The 19511-nt window shown below is 70.8% G+C and carries 13 protein-coding genes; 9 read left to right on the top strand and 4 right to left on the bottom strand.

Annotated elements, in window-relative coordinates:
• Positions 1-48 precede the first annotated feature (48 nt).
• Both G569_RS0142945 and G569_RS0142940 read right to left on the bottom strand, forming a co-directional pair.
• Positions 49-957: a sugar phosphate isomerase/epimerase family protein gene (locus G569_RS0142945; protein ID WP_028067982.1), complete on the bottom strand. Its 909-nt coding sequence runs from the start codon at positions 955-957 to the stop codon at positions 49-51.
• Positions 958-977: 20 nt separating this feature from the next.
• Positions 978-2402 (bottom strand): FAD-binding oxidoreductase, encoded by a 1425-nt coding sequence (locus tag G569_RS0142940; RefSeq protein WP_028067981.1) that lies wholly within the window; start codon positions 2400-2402, stop codon positions 978-980.
• A 76-nt stretch (positions 2403-2478) separates the two neighbouring features.
• Between G569_RS0142940 and xylB the strand changes: the two genes are divergently transcribed.
• The 4 genes from xylB to G569_RS0142920 all read left to right on the top strand — a co-directional run bounded on the left by xylB (position 2479) and on the right by G569_RS0142920 (position 9271).
• On the top strand, positions 2479-3894 hold the full coding sequence (gene xylB, locus G569_RS0142935; protein ID WP_211233253.1) for a xylulokinase: 1416 nt from the start codon (positions 2479-2481) through the stop codon (positions 3892-3894).
• Positions 3891-5069: a xylose isomerase gene (xylA, locus tag G569_RS0142930; RefSeq protein ID WP_053227842.1), complete on the top strand. Its 1179-nt coding sequence runs from the start codon at positions 3891-3893 to the stop codon at positions 5067-5069. The genes xylB and xylA overlap by 4 nt, the downstream gene beginning before the upstream one ends.
• Positions 5070-5153: 84 nt before the next feature.
• Positions 5154-7979 carry a ThuA domain-containing protein gene (locus G569_RS0142925; RefSeq protein WP_037503399.1) on the top strand — a complete coding sequence of 942 codons (2826 nt, stop codon included), beginning with the start codon at positions 5154-5156 and terminating at the stop codon, positions 7977-7979.
• A 68-nt stretch (positions 7980-8047) separates the two neighbouring features.
• Positions 8048-9271: an ROK family transcriptional regulator gene (locus G569_RS0142920; protein ID WP_028067977.1), complete on the top strand. Its 1224-nt coding sequence runs from the start codon at positions 8048-8050 to the stop codon at positions 9269-9271.
• Between the two features lie 90 nt (positions 9272-9361).
• Here the strand turns inward: G569_RS0142920 and G569_RS0142910 are convergent, their stop codons facing one another.
• Positions 9362-9691, bottom strand: coding sequence for a DUF5666 domain-containing protein (locus G569_RS0142910; protein ID WP_157592706.1), 330 nt, complete (start codon positions 9689-9691; stop codon positions 9362-9364).
• Between the two features lie 102 nt (positions 9692-9793).
• On the opposite strand from G569_RS0142910, the gene G569_RS0142905 reads away from it, so the two are divergent.
• From G569_RS0142905 to G569_RS63565, 5 genes are all read left to right on the top strand, one after another.
• The gene (locus G569_RS0142905; protein ID WP_084286345.1) at positions 9794-11635 is read left to right on the top strand and encodes a DUF1800 domain-containing protein; all 1842 of its coding nucleotides are present in this window, start codon (positions 9794-9796) and stop codon (positions 11633-11635) included.
• A gap of 2 nt (positions 11636-11637) precedes the next feature.
• Complete coding sequence (locus G569_RS0142900) at positions 11638-13176, top strand: DUF1501 domain-containing protein (RefSeq protein WP_037503395.1); 1539 nt, start codon at positions 11638-11640, stop codon at positions 13174-13176.
• A gap of 70 nt (positions 13177-13246) precedes the next feature.
• Positions 13247-15628 carry a DUF1800 domain-containing protein gene (locus G569_RS62125; RefSeq protein ID WP_084286344.1) on the top strand — a complete coding sequence of 794 codons (2382 nt, stop codon included), beginning with the start codon at positions 13247-13249 and terminating at the stop codon, positions 15626-15628.
• A 1-nt stretch (position 15629) separates the two neighbouring features.
• Complete coding sequence (locus tag G569_RS0142885) at positions 15630-17219, top strand: DUF1501 domain-containing protein (protein WP_028067972.1); 1590 nt, start codon at positions 15630-15632, stop codon at positions 17217-17219.
• A 29-nt stretch (positions 17220-17248) separates the two neighbouring features.
• A complete protein-coding gene (locus G569_RS63565) occupies positions 17249-17797 on the top strand; it encodes a plastocyanin/azurin family copper-binding protein (RefSeq protein ID WP_028067971.1) in 549 nt (182 codons plus the stop codon).
• Here the strand turns inward: G569_RS63565 and G569_RS0142875 are convergent.
• A complete protein-coding gene (locus tag G569_RS0142875; protein WP_037503390.1) occupies positions 17784-19451 on the bottom strand; it encodes a lactonase family protein in 1668 nt (555 codons plus the stop codon). The genes G569_RS63565 and G569_RS0142875 overlap by 14 nt on opposite strands.
• Positions 19452-19511: the final 60 nt, after the last annotated feature.

The following is a 19511-nucleotide window of genomic DNA, read 5'->3' as shown; positions in this document are numbered from 1 at the left end:
CGACCGTTGCCTCCGCCGGACGATCCGCCGTAGCTTCGTAGCCGGTCATCAGACCGCCGGCGCCGCGTTGGCCGCGAACGCCGCGCGCAGGCGCGCCACGGAGTCCTCTGCGTAGCGGTCGTAGTAGGACTCCGGCACGGCGCCGGTCGAGTGATCGCGCAGGAACTTCTCCATCGCGACGCCGCCACCGGCCTCGGACGCGTCGCCGATCTCGGTGCGCTCGGAGATGATGCTGCGGTCGACGGAGGCGACGAACTCGACCGTCATGTGACCGTCGTAGCCGATCCCGACCAGCTCGCGGACGATCGCGTCCCAGTCGAGCGCGCCGTAGCCCGGCGGCATGCGGTTGTTGTCGGCGACGTGGAAGTCGGCGAGGCGGTCGCCCGCGGCGCGGATCGCGCCCAGCAGGTCGGACTCCTCGATGTTCATATGGAACGCGTCGAGCGCGATCCCGATGTCGCCGCCGACGGCGTCGGCCAGCGCGACGGCCTGCTCGCAGCGGTTCAGGAAGTAGGTCTCGAAGCGGTTGAGCGGCTCGAGCGCGATCCGCACGCCGACGGACTCGGCGTGCTCCTGGCAGCGCTTGAGCGACTCCACGGCCCAGGTCCATTCCTCGGCGGGCGAGGCCATCGGGACGGTCTTGCCGACCGTCGACGGGACCACGGTGACGATCTTGCCGCCGAGCTCGGCGACGAAGCTCAGGCAGTCCTTCACGTACTCGACCGAGCCCATGCGTACGTATGGGTCCTGGTCGAGCAGGTCGCGGCCCGCGGTCATCAGCGTCACCGCGCCCCAGCAGTCGAGCCCGTTGGCATCGAGCATGCCGCGGACCTCGGCGACGTCGTACGCCTGCGGCTCGCCCGAGATCTCGATCCCGTCGTAGCCGAGCCGCGCGAGCCGCTTGATCGTGTGCTCGAGCGGCTCAGGCCGCATCCAGTTGTGCATGGACACCTTGATCGCCATCGCTCTCTCCTCCATCAGAGACCCAGCTTGCCTGGGTTCATGATGCCGGTCGGATCGAGCGCCGTCTTGACGCGTCTCAGGACATCCAGCGCAGGGCCGTGTTGGGCGGCCATGTAGGGAGCGAGCTTGAGGCCGACGCCGTGGTGATCGTTCATCACGCCGCCCGCGGCCAGGACGGAGGTGATGCCGTCCTCCCAGATCTGATCGTGCAACGTCAGCGCGTCGTCGCCGCCGTCCGGGATCAGGAACCGCGCGTAGATCATCGTGCCCCAGCGGTACCAGTGCGAGAAGTGCATCCGCAGCTGGAGCCCGCGGTCGGCGTAGCGGTCGCGCACGGCGGTCTTGAGCGCCTCGTGGACGCCGATGATGTTCGTGTACGTCGCGACCACGTCGATCGTGCCCCAGATCGACGGCAGCTCCGGGTGGTGGGGCGGCTTGTAGAACTCGTAGCGGCGGTCCCACCAGCGCTGCGCGAGCGCAGGGTCGAGCTCGCGCGCGCCCACCGCGCGTGCGAGCTCGACTGTGCGGGACCCCTCCACGGAAACCGCGGCCGCCTCGCCCTCGCAGCACACGACGGCGCAGACCCCGGCGAGGTCTTCGCCGACGACGGGGGCGAACGTGCGTGCCGTCGCCTCCTCGTCGTACATGCGGATGACGGACGGCCGGTAGCCGGCGGCCAAAGCGGACCGGAAGGCCTCGATGCCGGCTGCGACATTCGGGAACTGCAGCGTCAGGAAGCGCCGCTCGGGCGGCAGCGGGACGATCTCGAGGGTCGCTCGCGTGATGATCCCCAGCGTCCCCTCGCTGCCGACGAACAGCTGCGTGAGCTCAGGCCCGACCGCGTGGCGCGGGACCGAGACGGTGTCGATCAGCTCGCCGCCGGCCAGCGCGACCCGCAGCGAGAGCACGAGATCCTCGATCTTGCCGTACCGGGTCGAGAGCACCCCCGAGCCGCGCGCGGCGACGTAGCCGCCGACGGTCGCCCACTCCGACGAGGCCGGATAGTGGGGGAGCATCAGACCGCGTGCGTTGAGCTCCTGCTCGAGCCGGCGCCCGTTCACGCCCGCCTGCGCGGTGACCGTCATCGAGCGCTCGTCGATCTCGATGATCTGGTCGAGCGCGCGCAGGTCGATCACCAGGCCGCCGTGGACCGGGACGGACCCGCCCTGGGTGCCGGACCCGCCGCCCCAGGCGACGACCGGCACGTTGTAGGCGGCCGCGACCCGGAGAGCCGCGGCGACGTCGTCCTCCGTACGCGGGATCGCGACCACGTCCGGGCGCCCCAGCGGGGTGCCGTTCGCCCGCGCCGAGATGGCCGGCCAATACGTGTCGGCGGTGTAGGCGTCAAGCTGTGCATCACTCGTGTGAACCGAGTCAGCACCGAGGACCGCGGCGAGCGCGGGCGCAAGCTCGACCAGCTGCGTAACAGAAGACTTCATCTATTGACAACGGAGCTTGCATTACCCTTCAATTGCTGTCAAGGGCATGACGAAGACTCTTCAAAACTTGTCACGCGTGGCCGTTGGCATCGACGTCGGAACCTCCGCGGTGAAGGTCATCGCAGTGGCCGAAGACGGCGAGGTCCTCGAGCGCCGCGAAGTGCCGTACCCGCTCTCGACACCTAAGCCGGGCTGGTCGGAACAGAATCCTGACGATTGGTGGGAAGCGACTGAGAAGGCGCTTGACGGTCTCACCGACGGCGTCGCCGGAATCGGCCTTTCAGGCCAGATGCACGGCCTGGTCACGCTCGATTCGAGCGATCGGCCCATCCGTCCCGCGATCCTCTGGAACGACCAGCGCACGGGTGCCGAGTGCGCTGAGATCGAGGAGCGCGTCGGCTTCGACCGCCTGGTCGAGCTGACCGGCAACCGCGCGCTGACGGGCTTCACCGCCCCGAAGCTGCTGTGGCTGCAAAAGCACGAGCCCGAGACCTACAGGCAGATCGCGCACGTGATGCTGCCCAAGGACTACGTACGCCTGAAGCTCACGGGCGAGCACGCGATCGACGTCGCCGACGCGTCCGGGACGTTGTGGCTGGACGTCGCGCAGCGGCGCTGGAGCGACGAGGTGCTGGACATCCTCGAGGTCGATCCCGCCTGGCTGCCGACCGTGCTCGAGTCGCCGGACGTCTCCGGGCGGACGCCGGGCGGCGTCGCGGTCGCGGCGGGCGCGGGCGATCAGGCCGCGGGCGGGTTGGGCGTCGGCGTCGACCGCCCCGGGCCGCTGTCAGTGGCGATGGGCACGTCCGGCGTCGTCTTCGCGGCGCTACCCGAGTACCGGGCCGACCCGCAGGCGCGTGTCCACGCGTTCTGTCACGCCGTCCCGGGTGCCTGGCACCAGATGGGCGTGATGCTGTCGGCGGCGGGCTCGCTGGCGTGGCTGCGCAACGTCGTCGGCGGGACGTACCCCGAGCTGACGGCCGAGGCCGAGAAGTGGGGACCGGGGACGGAGGGTCTGACGTTCCTGCCCTACCTCACGGGCGAGCGCACGCCGCACGCCGACCCCGACGCTCGCGGCGCGTTCACGGGGTTGGAGATCCGTCACGACCGCGGCGCGCTGACGCGTGCCGTGCTGGAGGGCGTCGCGTGCGGGCTGCGCGACTCCTTCGACCTGGTGGGCGGCGGCGAGCGCGGGCGCGTGTCCGGCGGCGGGGCGCGTTCGGAGCTGTGGCTGAAGATCGTGGCCTCGGTGCTCGAGATCCCGCTGGAGCGGCTCGCGGTGGAGGAGGGCGCGGCCTACGGCGCCGCGCTGCTCGGCGGCGTGGCCGGCGGGCTCTGGAGCGACGTCCACGAGGCCGTCGCGGCGTGCGTGCGCACCCATTCCGAGGTGCAGCCCGTCGCCGAATGGATCGACCCGTACCGAGAGTTGCGGGAGCGCTACCGGGCGCTTTACCCGGCTTTGCAGGCAAATACAGAGGAGACATCCCGATGACGGCCACGCTGGATCAGACCGCCCCGGTGGAGCACGACCGGCCAGCGCATCGATTTACCTTCGGGCTGTGGACCGTCGGGAACCCTGGCCGTGACCCGTTCGGCGGCCCCACCCGCGAGCCGGTCGACCCGGTCGACTCCGTGCACAAGCTGGCGGAGCTCGGCGCCTGGGGCGTCTCGCTGCACGACGACGACCTGATCCCGTGGGGCGTGTCGGCGGCTGAACGTCGTCAGATCGTGGACCGTTTCAAGGCCGCACTCGAGTCCACGGGCATGGGTGTGGGAATGGCGACGACGAATTTGTTCGGTCACCCGGCATTTAAGGACGGAGCCTTCACGTCCAATGACAGGAAGGTCCGTCGCGCGGCGATCGGCAAGGCGATGAACTTCATCGACATCGCCGCCGAGCTGGGCGCCGAGGTCTACGTCTTCTGGGGCGGCCGCGAGGGCACCGAGGCGGGTGTCGCGAAGGACCCGCGCGACGCGCTCGAGCGCTACCGCGAGGCGATCAACGTCCTCTCGGACTACGTCGTCGCCAACGACTACGACCTGCGCTTCGCGATGGAGCCCAAGCCCAACGAGCCGCGCGGGGACATCTTCCTGCCGACGGTCGGGCACGCGCTGCACTTCATCGAGACGCTCGACCGTCCTGAGATGGTCGGCGTGAACCCCGAGGTCGCGCACGAGACGATGGCGGGGCTCAGCTTCCACCACGCGATCGGCCAGGCGCTGTGGGCCGGGAAGCTCTTCCACATCGACCTCAACGGGCAGCGGATCGGCCGCTACGACCAGGATTTCCGCTTCGGCGCCGAGGACCTGAAGGAGAACTTCCTCCTGGTCCGGCTGCTCGAGCGCGCGGGCTACGCCGGCCCGCTGCACTTCGATGCGCACTCGTACCGCAACGAGAACGCCGACGGCGTCTGGGACTTCGCCCGCGGCTGCATGTCGACCTACCGCCGGCTCGCCGAGCTGGCGCGCCACTTCGACTCGCTGCCCGAGGTCCAGGAGGCCTTCGCGGCCGCCTCGACACCCGAGCTCGCGCTCGCGTCCGTCGAGGGTGACGAGGCCGAGGCGCTCAAGAACGAGGCCTGGGAGCTCGACGCCCTGGCCGAACGGGGGTATTTCAACGAGAAGCTCGACCAGCTTCTCGTCGATGTGCTCCTCGGCGTGCGGTAAACGCTTGACAGAGACCGGCGCGCCGTATTTAGTTGGCGCGCCGGTCGAATTTCGAGGGTCAGTTTTTCCAGGAGGGGAGAGAGGGTGCATCGCAAGCTCGCGATGGCGGCCGCGGTTGGAGCCGCGCTCGCTGTCGTTCCATCGGCGTTCGCGCAGAGCACGGACACCACAGCGCCAGTGTTGAACGTCGGAACGCTCACACCGACGGCGGCGGCGCAGCGCAACGGCAATCCGCCCGCGGCGCCGTCCACGTCCACCGGCAACAGCGATTGGTTCACGCAGGCCGCGCCAACGGTCCTGAACCTGACGGCCACCGATGACGTGGGTGTCGACAAGCTGCAGTACTCCACCGACAACGGCGCGACGTGGACGGACATCGCCATCACGCCCGGGAAGTCGGTGAGCGGCACTGCGTCGTTCAACACCGAGGGCAACACCACGGTCCGCTACCGCGCGCTGGATGCCGCGGGCAACGCCGCCAACGGCGTCGCGGCCACGGCCACGCTCAACCAGGCCGCCGCCGTCGGGGCGACCTCGATCCGCCTGTCGAGCACCAACGGCCGTGCCGCCGGTGACACGCTCGTGATCGACACGGGCGACAACCAGGAGACCGTGAAGATCGCGACGATCATCGCGGGCAACCCGGCTTCGCCGAACCCGAACGTGACGCTCGCGTCGCCGCTGACGAAGGCGCACGCTGCCAACGCGGCGATCCAGGCGATCCCGCCCTACCGCGTGATCAACGTCCGCATCGATCGCACGGCGCCGACCGGTGCCTGGCCGAGCGGCGTGGGCGCGAACAACCAGATCGGGCACGGCGCGGCGGCGATCACGCCGACCCGCACCGACACCGGCGGCTCGGGCTCGCCCGCGGTCCGCGACACGTGGCTCGACGGCACGTGGGTCTACCCGCTGCCGCTCGATCCGTCCAAGCTCTCGCTCGGCAAGCACACCTGGACGCTCGGCCTCACCGATGTCGCGGGCAACGGCAACAAGGTCGCCTTCACGTTCAACGTCGTGACGTCCTTCGCCGACATCGACGCGCTGCTCACCCGCAACTCCTCGGCGATCGGTGCCGCCAACGCCACCGCGCTGAAGGCCACGCTGGCGGCCGCCAAGGCCAAGGCCGACGCGAATGACGCCGTCGGCGCCGTCGCCGGCCTGGAGGCCTTCGTCTCCCAGGTCCGCTCGACGGTCACCACCACCAGCCTCAGCAACCTGTTCGTCACCGACGCGCAGGACGTCATCCGCCAGCAGCGCGGGCTTCCGGCCCCGACGGTCGACGGCCTCGGCATCACCACCGAGCGCTACCCCGGCCAGCCGCGCCACCCGTACCTGACGCCGGCGATGCCGACCGCGAACCCGGGCGCGAAGTTCAAGGTGCTCGTGATCGCCAACAAGAACGACGGCTCGTTCCGCCACCCGGCGATCGAGGACGCCGAGGTCACGCTCCAGGAGCTCGGCGCGGCCAAGGGCTTCGACGTCGACCTGTGGGACCCGTCCTGGCCGACCCAGTCGCTGCCGGACACTCCGTTCACCAGCGCCGCCAACCTGGCCAAGTACGCCGTGATCATCGGCGACTCCTCGGTCGGCAACAACACCTTCAACGCCGCCTACACGATGAAGGACGGCACCGTCGTCGACGAGCGCGCGGCGTTCAAGGGCTACATCAACAACGGCGGCGGCTACGTCGCGTTGCACGCCGCCAACGACTCGATGCACACGTGGCAGTTCCCGACCGGCGGTCCGCTCTGGTACCAGGACCTGCTGGGCGGCCTGTTCGTCTCGCACCCGGCCAACCAGAACGGGTTCGGCACCGACTGCGGCTCCTGCTACTGGGCCGAGGTCGTCACCGAGGATCCGTCGCATCCGTCGACGTCCCCCGCGGTCGTTGCGACGAAGGTGCCGGTCGCGGACGAGCTCTACCACTTCGACCGCAAGCCGCGCGGGTACATCCACCCGCTGCAGCTCCTGAACGAGTCCACCTACGTGGGCGCGATGGGCGTCGGCACGAACTCGGGCAACATCGAAGGCGGCGATCACCCGATCGTCTGGTGCTCGAACTTCGACGGCGGCCGTGAGTGGTCGCAGGTCCTCGGCCACAACTGGGAGCTCTACCGGAACGTCCCGTGGTTCCGCGAGAGCATCTACCAGGGCATCCTCACCGCGGCCGGGATGAAGCCGGCCAACTGCGTCACGCACATCGAGGTCAAGCGCCTGCTGGCCTCGCTCGGCACCTCCGGCGGCCTGACCGCCGGCGCCGTCACGGCCGGCACCGCCGCCGTGGACGCGGCGTTCACCAAGTACATGACGCTCACGCAGGGCGGCTACAGCTCGTCGCTGAGCGACATCGACGCGCTGCGCGCCATCGCGCAGGATCCCGCGAGCGGCGACGCCGCGTCGCGGGCGAAGGTCCAGGTCAAGGCCCAGGAGCTCAAGGACTGGATGCTGGTGCTGCTCGGCGCCGTCTCCACCCCTGGCTCCGCGAACGGCACCGTGCCGGCGACGCTGTCGCTCACGCTGGGGGCGCCGGCCTCGTTCGGCGGCCTGACCCCGGGCGTCGGCAAGACGTACACGGCGAGCACGTCCGCCACCGTCATCTCGTCCGCCGGTGACGCGACGCTGAGCGTCTCGGACCCGAGCAACACCGCCACGGGCCGTCTGGTCAACGGCACGTTCTCCCTGGCGGCGGCGCTCCAGGCGGCCGCGACGAGCCCGCTCGGCGCGGGTGGCGCGTTGGCGAACGTGGGCGGCTCGAGCGCTCCGACGAACCTGCTGACGTACTCCGGCCCGGTCGCCAACGACCCGGTCGCGATCTCGTTCTCGCAGGCCGTCGGCGCCAACGAGGCGCTGCGCACCGGTACGTACAGCAAGACGCTGACGTTCACGCTGTCCACCACGACTCCGTGAGTCAGGCCACGCCGCGGCGCCCCTCCGGGGGCGCCGTGGCGGCCGGCGTCGATAGGCTCAGTCCACTCATGTGGACCCCTAAGCCGGCAATCGAGCTCTCGAGTCAGCGGGCCGTCCGGCGCCACAACCTGAGCATCGTGCTCCGGCAGGTGGTGGAACGCGGCCCGCGCTCACGCGCGACCATCGCGCAGGACACCGGCCTGAACAAGAGCACGGTGTCCTCGTTGGTGTCCGAATTGATGGACTTCGGACTCCTCGTCGAGCGTGGCGCCGAGCATCGCGGCACGGCCGGTCGGCCGGGCCTTGTCGTCGACGTCGCGCGCGACGGCGTGATCGCGCTCGGGCTGGAGGTCAACGTCGACTACCTCGGCGTTCAGGCGACCGACCTCGCGGGCGGCTCGCGTTACAAGGCAATGGAGGCCGTCGACAATCGCGGGCGCGGCGTGGGCGAGGTCTTCGAAGCCCTCGGCGCGCTCACCCAGGGGGCGCTGAACGAGGTCCAGGCCCAGGGTCTGCGGCCGATCGGCGCCACCGTCGCCCTGCCCGGGCTGGTCGACATCCAGAAGGGCGCGCTGCTCGTCGCCCCGAACCTGCACTGGGTCGACGTGCCCGTGGTCGAGCTGCTGCGCGAGCACATCGACGCCACCGCGCTGCCGATCAGCGCCGACAACGAGGCCAACCTGGCAGCGCTGGCGGAGCTGTGGGAGGGCGCGGCGACGGGCTACAGCGACTTCGTGTACGTGTCAGGCGAGATCGGCGTGGGCGGCGGCATCGTCCTCGGCGGCGAGCTCTTCCGCGGCTATCGCGGGTTCGGCGGCGAGTTCGGGCACACGACCGTCGAGGTCGACGGGCTCCCGTGCGCCTGCGGCTCGCGCGGGTGCCTGGAGACGCGGGCGGGCCTTGAGCCGCTGCTCGCGGCGGCGGGCCTCAGCGGCGAGATGGTCACCACCCGTGGCGCGGGCAAGCCCGTCGCCGAGCTGCGCCGGCGCGCCGAGGACGGCGACCCGGCCGCGTTGAGCGCGCTCGCGGAGTGCGGCCGCTGGCTGGGCGTCGCGCTCGGCACCGTGGTCAACCTCCTGAGCCCGCAGGCGATCGTGCTCGGCGGGTACTTCGCCCCGATGTCGGAGTGGCTGTCGCCGGTGATCGCGTCCGAGCTCAGCTCGCGCGTGCTCGGCGGCAACGGCGCGGTGCCGCCGGTCATCCCCTCCGGCCTGGGGGCGGAGGCGGCGATGCGCGGCGCCGCGGCGACGCAGCTGCGCTACGTGCTCGCCGACCCGACGCTCGTCAGCTAGCCGCGTCTGAAGGCCGCGTGCGCGAGCGCGGCGCTGACGCCGGCGAGCGCGCGCTCGCACGTCACGTTGACCGTGCTGAGCGCGCTGCGGTCAATCGTCGGATCCGCGGTCGTCGCCACCGTGGTGGCCGCCGCCACCCGAGCGCTCGACCGCGCTAGCGATCCAGCGCCCGTTGGAGCGGCGGACGGTGGCCTCGATCTTCTTCAGCCCCGCGCGCAGCGAGGAGAACGTCACACGCTCGAAGCGCGTGTTGCGGGTCACCCGGATCGTGACCGTGCCGCGCTCGGAGTCGTGCAGGCGGAAGCTGCGCGCATCGCGGTTGACGGACACGACGGTGCCCTCGAACTGGGCCGCGGAGGCGACGGCGGGGGCGGTCAGCGTGGCGACGGCGATGGCGGTGGCGCAGATCAGTCTCTTCATGGCGTCGACATTGACGCGGACGCCGGAAACGACCGGCAAGTCGAAGGCAAAGCTTCGATTAAGGGTTGATGATCGGTCGTTGCGGGTGAAAGAGTGCCCGACATGGTCGGGACTGGGGTGTACGCGGCCGCGGTGAAGCGCTTGCGCGCGCCGCGGTCGTTGAAGGCGACGAAGGTGCTCGCCAACGGGGTGACGCTGAAGTGGGCCGCGCCCAAGGGCGCGAAGCCGAAGCAGTACGTCGTGTTGCGGGATGGCAAGGCGATCGGCAAGACGAAGCGGACGACATTCACGGACGCCAAGGTCAAGGCGGGCAAGACGTATCGCTACACGGTGCGCGGTCTGGACTCGCGCAAGCGGGCCGGCGCGTTGTCGGCGAGCGTGCGCGTCAAGGTGCCCAAGCTGGTCGCGCTCCCACCGGGGCCGACGACCAACCCGGCGCCGCCGCTGGCGCCGGTCGCGCCCGCGCCCGTCCCGGCCGCGCCCCCGCCGCCGCTGACCCCCGAGATGGTCGACCGACTGTTCTGGCGGGCGGGCTTCGGCGCCACGCCCGCGCAGCGCGAGGCGTGGGCGGGCCGCACGCAGGCTGAGCTCGTCGACTGGTTCCTGGACACGCCGCGGGAGCTCGCTCCGACCGCGACGCCGCCGCTGACCGGGGACACGCCGCCGAAGCCGATCGATCCGAACGCCTCCGACACCGAGGTCGAGCTCGAGTGGATCGACGCGATGCAGCGCGCGATCAACCCGCTGCCCGATCGGCTCGCGTTCTTCTGGCACCGCCACTGGGCGATCAGCCGGGAGGAGGGCACGATCCCGCTGCCCTGGGTCGTCCGCTACCGCGACCTGCTGCTCGAGCACGCGGACTTCGGGCGCCACCCCGACGCGACGTTCCGCCAGCTGGCCTACGCCATGACCACGCGCGACGCCGCGATGTCGCTGTATCTGAACATGAACCAGAACGTCCGCGGCAAGCCGAACGAGAACTACGCGCGCGAGTTCATGGAGCTGTTCTGCCTCGGGCCGACCGGTCCCGACGGGACGCCGAACTACTCGCAGGACGACGTCGCGGGGCTCGCCAAGGCGTTCACGGGCTGGCAGCTGGAGACGAACGACACCAAGCCCGCCTACGGGACGATCACGTTCAACAAGGACCGCTTCGACCTCGCGGAGAAGGCGTTCCTCGGCGCGTCGCTGCCGAAGCTGGCCAAGGCCGCGGACGCGAAGCCGGAGATGGGCCCGCAGGCGATCAACCTCGCGTGCGACACCGTCCTCGCCCACCCGAACCACGCGCAGTTCCTGATCCGCAAGCTCTGGGGCGAGTTCATCGCGAGCCCGGTCCCGCAGGCGACCTTGGACGCGCTGATCGAGACCTACCGCTCCAGCGGCTACAAGCTCAAGCCGCTGGTCCGCGCGATCCTGACGGACCCGCTGATCTTCGAGTCGCCGGGTGAGCCGAACCTGATCAAGCCGCCGATCGTCTATCTGGTCGGCGTGCTGCGCTCGTTCGGGGCGCCGCTGCGCGGCTCCTCGATCCAGGGCGCGATGAACAACATGCAGCAGCGCGTCTACCGGCCGCCGAACGTCGCCGGCTGGGAGGGCGGGCTGTCGTGGCTGAACACGAACACCGTGCAGGGGCGGTGGGACCTGATCACCCGCGTGCAGTATCTGAAGTACTCCAACTACTACGCCGGCGGCGGCAGCGCACCGAACCCGGTGCCGCCCGACGTCGTGGGCGAGACGGCGGAGGCGGCGTTCGAGCGCGCGTACGGGCTCGTCGGCCGCCCCTGGCTCTCCGACGCCACCCGCGAGAGCCTGCTGGCCTACGCCCGCACCCTCAACGCGGCCAACACCAACGGCACGGCGGCGGCGCAGCAGAACCAGCGGCGCCAGCGCATCTACACGCTGCAGGCGCTGATGCTCGGCGGACCCGACGGACAGGTGATGTGACCATGCGCTGCATCGAGTGCGAGGAGATCGAGCTCGCCCGCGTCCGCGACCGGCGGCCGGGCCAGATGCTCCCGATCCCGTACCAGGCCCTCGACGGCTTCCCGGCCGGCACGGAGCCGGGCCGGCTCACGCGGCGGCGGCTGATGCAGTGGGGCGTCGCCGGGTTCGCGTCGGTCTACGGCGCCAAGGCGCTCGGGTTCGAGCAGGTCTGGGAGTCGGTCGCCGAGGCGGCCGAGGCCGACAAGCGAGCCGTCGTGATGCTCTACCTCGCGGGCGGCAACGACGGGCTGAACGTCGTGCTCCCGAGCGGCGGCGCGGACTACGACTACTACGCGTCCGTGCGGGCCAACATCAAGCGCGTGCAGGGGGCGAACGCCGGCGGCCGGGTGGGCTCGATGCAGCTCCCGGGGCCGGGCAACGCCCTCGCGTTCGCCAACTCGGTCGTCTCCGGCACCGACAACAACGGCGGGACGATCGGCTTCGACACGCTCTACGGCCCCGGGACCGGCGGGCCCGGGTCCGACCTGGCCGTGCTGCCGGCGGTCGACGCCAAGAAGTACTCACTCAGCCACTTCGACAACAGCGACCTGTGGTTCGAGGCGAGCGCCGACCTCAACAACAAGACCGGCTGGCTGGGCCGCTGGATCGACCGCAACGGGTCGCCCGACAACCCGCTGCAGGCGGTCTCGATCGACACGGCCCTGTCCAAGGCGATCCGCACGGTGTCCAAGCCCGTGTGCGCGATCAACTCGCTGCCGATGAACGGCTTCAAGCCGACCGGAAGCCTGCCGCCGATGGGGGCGACGACGGTCACGGCGGGCGGCGCGGTGCCGGACTACAACGAGGAGGTCCGCAAGCTCACCGTCGCCGCGGCCGGCAACGACTACCTCGCGCGCTCGCGGGCGGCGTACAACCTCACGTACGCGACCGCCAAGCAGGCCGGCGGGGCGGCCGACCTGCGCCCGGCCGGCTACCCGAACGCGAACACGCTCTCCAAGCGCCTGCAGACCGCCGCGCACCTGATCGGAAATCTCGGTACTCAGGTCGTGACGATCCACTGGGGCGGGTTCGACACGCACACCGGCCAGCTCGCGAGCCAGGACCGCCAGCTGAAGGAGCTCTCGATCGCGCTCGCCGCGTTCCAGGGCGACCTCAAGAGCCGCGGCATCGACCAGCGCGTATGCACGCTCGTGTTCTCCGAGTTCGGCCGGCGGGTGATGGAGACCCCGGGCGCGACCGCCGCCGACGCGGGTACGGACCACGGCGCCGGCGGGCTGATGCTCGTGATGGGGACCGGCGTCAAGGGCGGTTTCGCGGCCGACTGGCCGGGCTGCATCCCGTCCAAGCTGGTGCCGCCGAGCCCGCCCAACAACCCCAATCAGGGCAACCTCCAGGTGCCGACGGATTTCCGGTCGGTCTACCTCAGCGTGCTCCGCGACTGGCTCGGCGGGGATGACCCGGAGAGCCTGATCGACGGGGCGCCCGTGGACCCGCTGCACCGCGGAGACGGACAGATCGGACTATTCGGTAAGAACTCGTAAATCGGCTGCAGGCAAACGTTTTCGCTCAAGGGTTGTAAACCGGGCCTAAAGGCTGAAAAAGTGCCCTCTCATGGAGGGTGGGTCGGGGAAGGGGCGGGTCGCCGCTGCCAAGCGGCTGTCCGCGCCCAGGTCGCTGAAGGCGACCAACGTCGCCTGGGGTGGCGTAACGCTGAAGTGGGCCGCGCCCAAGGGCGCGAAGCCGAAGCACTATCTGGTCCTGCGCGACGGCAAGAGCCTCGGCCGGACCACCCGTAACACGTTCACCGACAACAAGGTCACGCCGGGAACGACATATCGCTACACCGTCCGCGCGCTCGACGAGCGCAACCGCGGCGGCGCGCTGTCGTCCAGCGTGCGGGTCAAGGTGCCCAAGAAGGAGGTGCTCGGCCCGCCCGCGCCGACGCCCACCACGAACACCTCGCCGCCGATCGCCACGGTCACGCCGACCCCGCTCGGGTCGACGAAGGCCGACCCGGAGCCGGAGCCGACGCCCACCCCGACGGCGACGCCCGATCCGACCCCGACGGCGACGCCCAACCCGACGGCGACACCGACACCGAACCCCACGCCGACGCCGACGGCGACGCCCACGGCCACCCCGACCGCGACTGCGACGCCGACTCCCACCGCGACCGCGACGCCGACCGCCACCGCGACGGCCACGCCCACCGCCACGCCCACCGCCACGGCGACGCCGACGGCGACCGCGACGGCGACGCCCACCGCGACCGCGACCCCGACGGCGACCGCGACCGCCACGGCGACGCCCACCGCGACCGCGACCCCGACGGCGACCGCGACGGCCACGGCGACCCCGACCGCGACGGCCACGGCGACCGCCACCGCCACCGCCACCGCCACGGCGACGGCGACCGCGACGGCGACGGCGACGGCGACCGCGACGCCCACCGCGACCGCGACCGCCACACCCACCCAGACCGCGACCGCCACACCCACCCAGACCGCGACCGCGACACCCACCCAGACCGCGACGCCGACCCCCACGCCGCCGCCGGACCAGCTGACCGACGCGATGGTCGACCGGCTCTTCTGGCGTGCCGGCTTCGGCCCGTCCCAGGCGCAACGCGACCAGTGGCGCGGCAAGCGGCACGCGGAGCTCGTCGACTGGTTCCTCGACACGCCGAGCGCGCTCGACGACACAAAGCCCAAGCCGCTGACCTCGGGCGGTCTGCCGATCGACCCGATGGTCTCGGACATCGAGCTCGAGCTCGACTGGATCGACCGGATGCAGCGGGCGATCAACCCGCTGCCGGACAGGCTCGCCTTCTTCTGGCACCGCCACTGGGCGATCAGCCGCGACGACGGCATCGACTACCCGTGGGTCATCAACTACCGCAACCGGCTGCTCCGCTACGCCGACTTCGGCGTCACCCCGGGCCTCACGTTCAGAGACCTCGCGTACGAGATGACCACCGCCGACTCGGCGATGTCCATGTACCTGAACATGAACCAGAACGTGCGCGGCAAGCCGAACGAGAACTATGCGCGCGAGTTCATGGAGCTCTTCTGCCTCGGCCCGAACGGCCCCGACGGGACGCCGAACTACTCGCAGGACGACGTCGCCGGCCTGGCCAAGGCGTTCACCGGCTGGTCGCTGAACGGCACCAGCACGAGCCCGGACTACGGGAAGATCACGTTCTCGCCCAGCCGGTACGAGCTGACGACGAAGACGTTCCTCGGCTTCACCGTGCCGGCGTACACGCAGACCCAGGCCAACGCGGCGGGCTTCGGGCCCGCGCGGATCGCCGAGGCGGTCGACCGCGTGCTCCAGCACGCCAACCACGCCCAGTTCCTGATCCGCAAGCTGTGGGCGGAGTTCATCGCCAGCCCGATCCCGCAGGCGACGCTCGACAGCCTCGTCAGCACCTACAAGAGCTCCAACTACCAGCTCCGGCCGGTGATCCGCGGCATCCTGATCAACCCGCTGATCTTCGAGTCGATCGACGAGCCCAACCTGATCAAACCGCCGATCGTGCAACTGGTCGGCGTCGTCCGCCAGCTCGGCGCGCCGCTCAAGCACAACTACATGCAGACGGCGATGATCAACATGCAGCAGCGGATCTACCGGCCGCCCAACGTCGCGGGCTGGGAGGGCGGCATGTCCTGGCTGAACACCAACACGGTCCAGGGGCGCTTCGACCTCGTCGTCAAGGCGCAGTTCCTCCGCTTCTCCAACTACTACCGCAACACCGAGACTCCGGTCCCACCCGCGGCCGTCAACTATCCGGTCGACATCGCCACGGAGACCAAGGAAGCGCTCTACGACCGCGCCTGGACGGACTGCAACAAGCCGTGGGTCTCGGCGGCGACGAAGGCGGCGATCATCAGCTTCGCCGGGACGCTCGCGACGACGAGCGCCACGCTGCGGCGCCAGCGCTACTACACGGTCCAGGCCCTGATCCTGGGCGGGCCCGACGGACAGGTGATGTGACGTGGACAAGATTCGCTGCATCGAGTGCGAGGAGATCGAGCTTGCGCGCGTCCGCGACGAGCTGCCGTCGCAGATCCTCGACATCCCGCACGCCGCCCTCTCGGGCGACCTCAAGGGCCGGGCGCCGTACGAGCTGACCCGCCGGCGGCTGCTGCAGTGGGGCGCGGCGGGCGCGGCCGCGGTCTACGGCGCCAAGCAACTCGGCTTCGAGGAGGTCTGGGAGTCGGTCGCCGCGGCCGCCGAGACCGACGCCACCGACAAGTGCCTGGTCCTGCTGTACCTGGCCGGAGGCAACGACGGCCTGAACGTGATCCTCCCGAACGGGAGCGCCGACTACGCGGCTTACACCACCGCGCGGCCGTTCATCGGTCGCGCCCAAGGCGCGACGCCCAAGGACGTCGACGGCAACCCGACGGCGAGGATCGGCTCGCACCCGCTCAACGGTCCGGGCGGAGCGGCGCTCGCGTTCAGCGGCGTCACGGTCTCCAAGGCGGGGGGCGGCGACAACTGGGCCAAGCGCTTCGGCTTCACCGGGACGGGCGACTTCGGGTTCGACACGCTCTACGGCGACGGCACCGGCGGGCCGGGGTCGAACCTCGCGGTGATGCCCGCGGTCGACGCCAAGAAGTACAGCCTCAGCCACTTCGACAACTCCGACATCTGGTTCGCGGCCTCCAACGACATCAACGTCAAGACGGGCTGGCTCGGCCGCTGGATCGACCGCAACGGCTCGGCGACGAACCCGCTCCAGGCGGTCTCGATCGACAGCGCGCTCTCGAAGTCGATCCGCACCGCGGTCAACCCCGTGTGCGCGATCCCGTCGCTGCCGATGGCCGGCTTCACGATGAGCTCGTCCAACTACGGCGGCGGTTCCAACGACCTCAACGCGACGATCAACGCGCTCGCGGGCGTACCCGTCGGCGGGGGCAACGCGTACCTGAAGCGCTCGCACGACACGTACGGCCTGTCGTACTCGACCTACAACGACGTCAAGGCGGCCGGCACGGTGCCGGCGAACGCGCTCTACCCGAACACGGGGACGCTCTCCTCGCGCCTGCGGATGGCGGCGCACCTGCTGGCGGCCAACCTCGGCACCCGGATCATCACGATCCACTGGGGCGGCTTCGACACCCACACCAACCAGCTGACCGCCCAGGACAAGCAACTGGCCGAGCTCTCACGCGCGCTCGGCGCGTTCCAGGCCGACCTGACCGCCCGCGGGATCGACGGCAAGGTCGCCACGCTCGTGTTCTCGGAGTTCGGCCGCCGCGTCAAGGAGACGCCCGACTCGAGCGCGGGTGCGGGCGACGCCGGCACCGACCACGGCGCGGGCGGGCTGATGTTGGCGATGGGGACGGGCGTGCGCGGCGGGTTCGCCGCCGACTGGCCGGGCTGCCGCCCGCAGGACCTCGTCCCGGCGAACAACCCCGCCCAGGGCAACCTGCAGGTCCCCACCGACTTCCGCTCGGTGTTCAAGGCGGTGGTCGAGGAGTGGCTGGGCGACGACGACCCGGCGACGCTGCTCGGCCCGCCCGCGGTCGACGACCTGCATCGCGGAGACGGGCTGACGGGCCGTAAGCTCTTCAAGTAGTTGTGAGTTGGTTCGCGATTCTCCTCGCATTGGCTTCGCTCGGCGGCGCGCCGGCGAAGCCCGTGTCGCAGAAGTGCAAGGCGTCCAAGACCGTCCACGCCGCGCAGAAGAACTGCAAGGTCAAGAAGACGCCGAAGACGAAGCCGCGGGCGACGCCCACGCCGACGCCCGCGCCCAACACGCCGGGCGCGCCGCGCACGCCCGACAATCCGACGACGGGGCCTGACGCGACGCCGACCCCGACCCCGCCGCCGGGCACGACGCCGACCCCCACGCCGACCCCGACCGCGACGCCGGTCTACCCGTCACGCACCGGCGTCGACCTCGACGAGTGGGTCGTACGCTCGTCCTACCGGACGCTGCGCGCGGGGACGATCGACTTCAACGCGGCCAACCTGGGGGAGGACGACCACAACCTCTCCGTCCGCGCGGGCAGCAAGGACTACGGGCGGCTGGACCTGGCTCCCGGGGACGCCGACACGCTCAAGCTGACGCTCGCCCCCGGGACCTACACGCTCTACTGCTCGCTCCAGGGCCACGAGGAGATGGGCATGCGCACCGACATCACCGTGCGCTGACCCGCAGCGTGCGGCTCGTGGCGCGGACCGTGCGGTCGGCGTCGCCGGCGCTGACGCGCATCGACGCGTGCCCGTGCCGCCGCACGATCGTCCGCACGCGCTTGGGCACCCGCACCTGCACGGTCCTCGCCGCACCGCGGGCCACGCGGTAGCGGGTACCGCCGACCGTGCCGCGGCAGGTCCGCGCCCGCTGTGCCGGGCACGCCAGACGCACGCCGATCCGCCCCGCGCTGCTCAGCTTGGCCGTCCGGTTGGTCACCGCCACGGACGCTGAGAGGACGGCGACGCCTTCGTCGATCGTCGCGTAGAGGTTGCGGCCGTCCGAGGTCGTCGCCACCGAGCCGTACTCGGAGGGATGCGCGGCGCACGACTTGTAGTACGGGTCGGACTCCAGGCAGCCGAACTCGGTCAGCGCGCCCGTGTCGGGGTTGCGCGAGAACGCCGTCACGTAGCCGTAACCGGCGCTGGCGAACAGCGCCTTGCCGTCGGTCGACAGCGCCAGCGAATTCACGCTCTCGAGCGCCTTCGTGGGCGAGCACTTCGCGACCGCCGGGTTGGCCGGCTCCGGCTCGTCCGCCTCTTCGTCGTCGCCGGTGTCCTCGTCGTCGCCCGTGTCCTCGTCGTCACCGGTGTCCTCGTCATCGCCGGTGTCCTCGTCGTCGCTGGACTCGCTGTCGTCGGCGGTGGGTTCCTGGTGCACGTAGCACGCGACCGGCGAGAGGTCGTCGCCCTTGAGCACGGCGATGGCGGAGTTCATGTTGTCGGCCACGATCAGCTGCCCGTTGGGCGCGACGAGCATGTCCCGCGCGCCCCCGAGCGGCGGAGCGACCGAGCAGGAGCTGCCGCTGAGGGCATCGCCGATCGCGCACGCCTTCGGGGTCAGCTCGCCGGTCTCGGCGTTGCGCGAGTAGCTGGACAGCGCGACGCCGCCCGAGAGCGCGAACGCCGAGGTTCCGTCGCCGGAGACCGCGATCGCGCCGACCGAGCGCAGCGCCGTGCCGTTGGTGCAGCGCCCGTCGGAGCCGGTGTCGCTGACGCAGCCGGCGGGGGTCAGCGCGCCGGTGTCCGCGTCGCGCTTGAAGAGCGCGATCGAGGAGTCGAAGCCCGAAGCCACGTAGATGCTCTTGCCGTCCGGGCTGACGGCCACCGCCGACGGCACCATCAGGTTCAACGCGCCGCCGCAGCGGTCACCGCGCGGAGCGGCCTTCAAGCAGCCGGCGGGCTTGAGCGCGCCGGTCTCCGCGTCGCGCGAGAGCCACACGAGCGCGTTGCTGTACTGCGAGACGGCGTAGACGAACTTGCCGTCCGGCGAGACCGCGACGTCGCGCACGCCGTTCAGCGCGTCGCCGTCCGCGCACGCGCCGTCCGTGCCGCTGCGCCCGTCGTCGCCGGCGTCGCTCACGCAGCCCACGTAGGTGAGGCCGCCGGTGTCGGCCGCGCGCGCCAGCGTGACGATCGACGTGTCCGTCGCGGCGTACACGTGCCGGTCGTCCGGAGAGACCGCGAGGTCGATCACGTCGTGCATCGCGTCGACCTTGGTGCAGGTCGCGGCGACGTCCTCGTCGTAGGAGAACTGGCTGATCACGCAGCCCGCCTTGCCGGCGAGTGGGGCGAAGCTCTGGGCCGAGGCCACGCTGGGGAGGAGGAGGATCAATCCTCCGAGAAGGAGGAGGGGGAGTCGCTTCAATGCCATCCCGCGAGCGTCCCAGAACGG

The organism is Solirubrobacter soli DSM 22325 (assembly GCF_000423665.1).
Lineage (GTDB): Bacteria > Actinomycetota > Thermoleophilia > Solirubrobacterales > Solirubrobacteraceae > Solirubrobacter > Solirubrobacter soli.
This window is presented reverse-complemented; position numbering and strand designations above follow the sequence as displayed.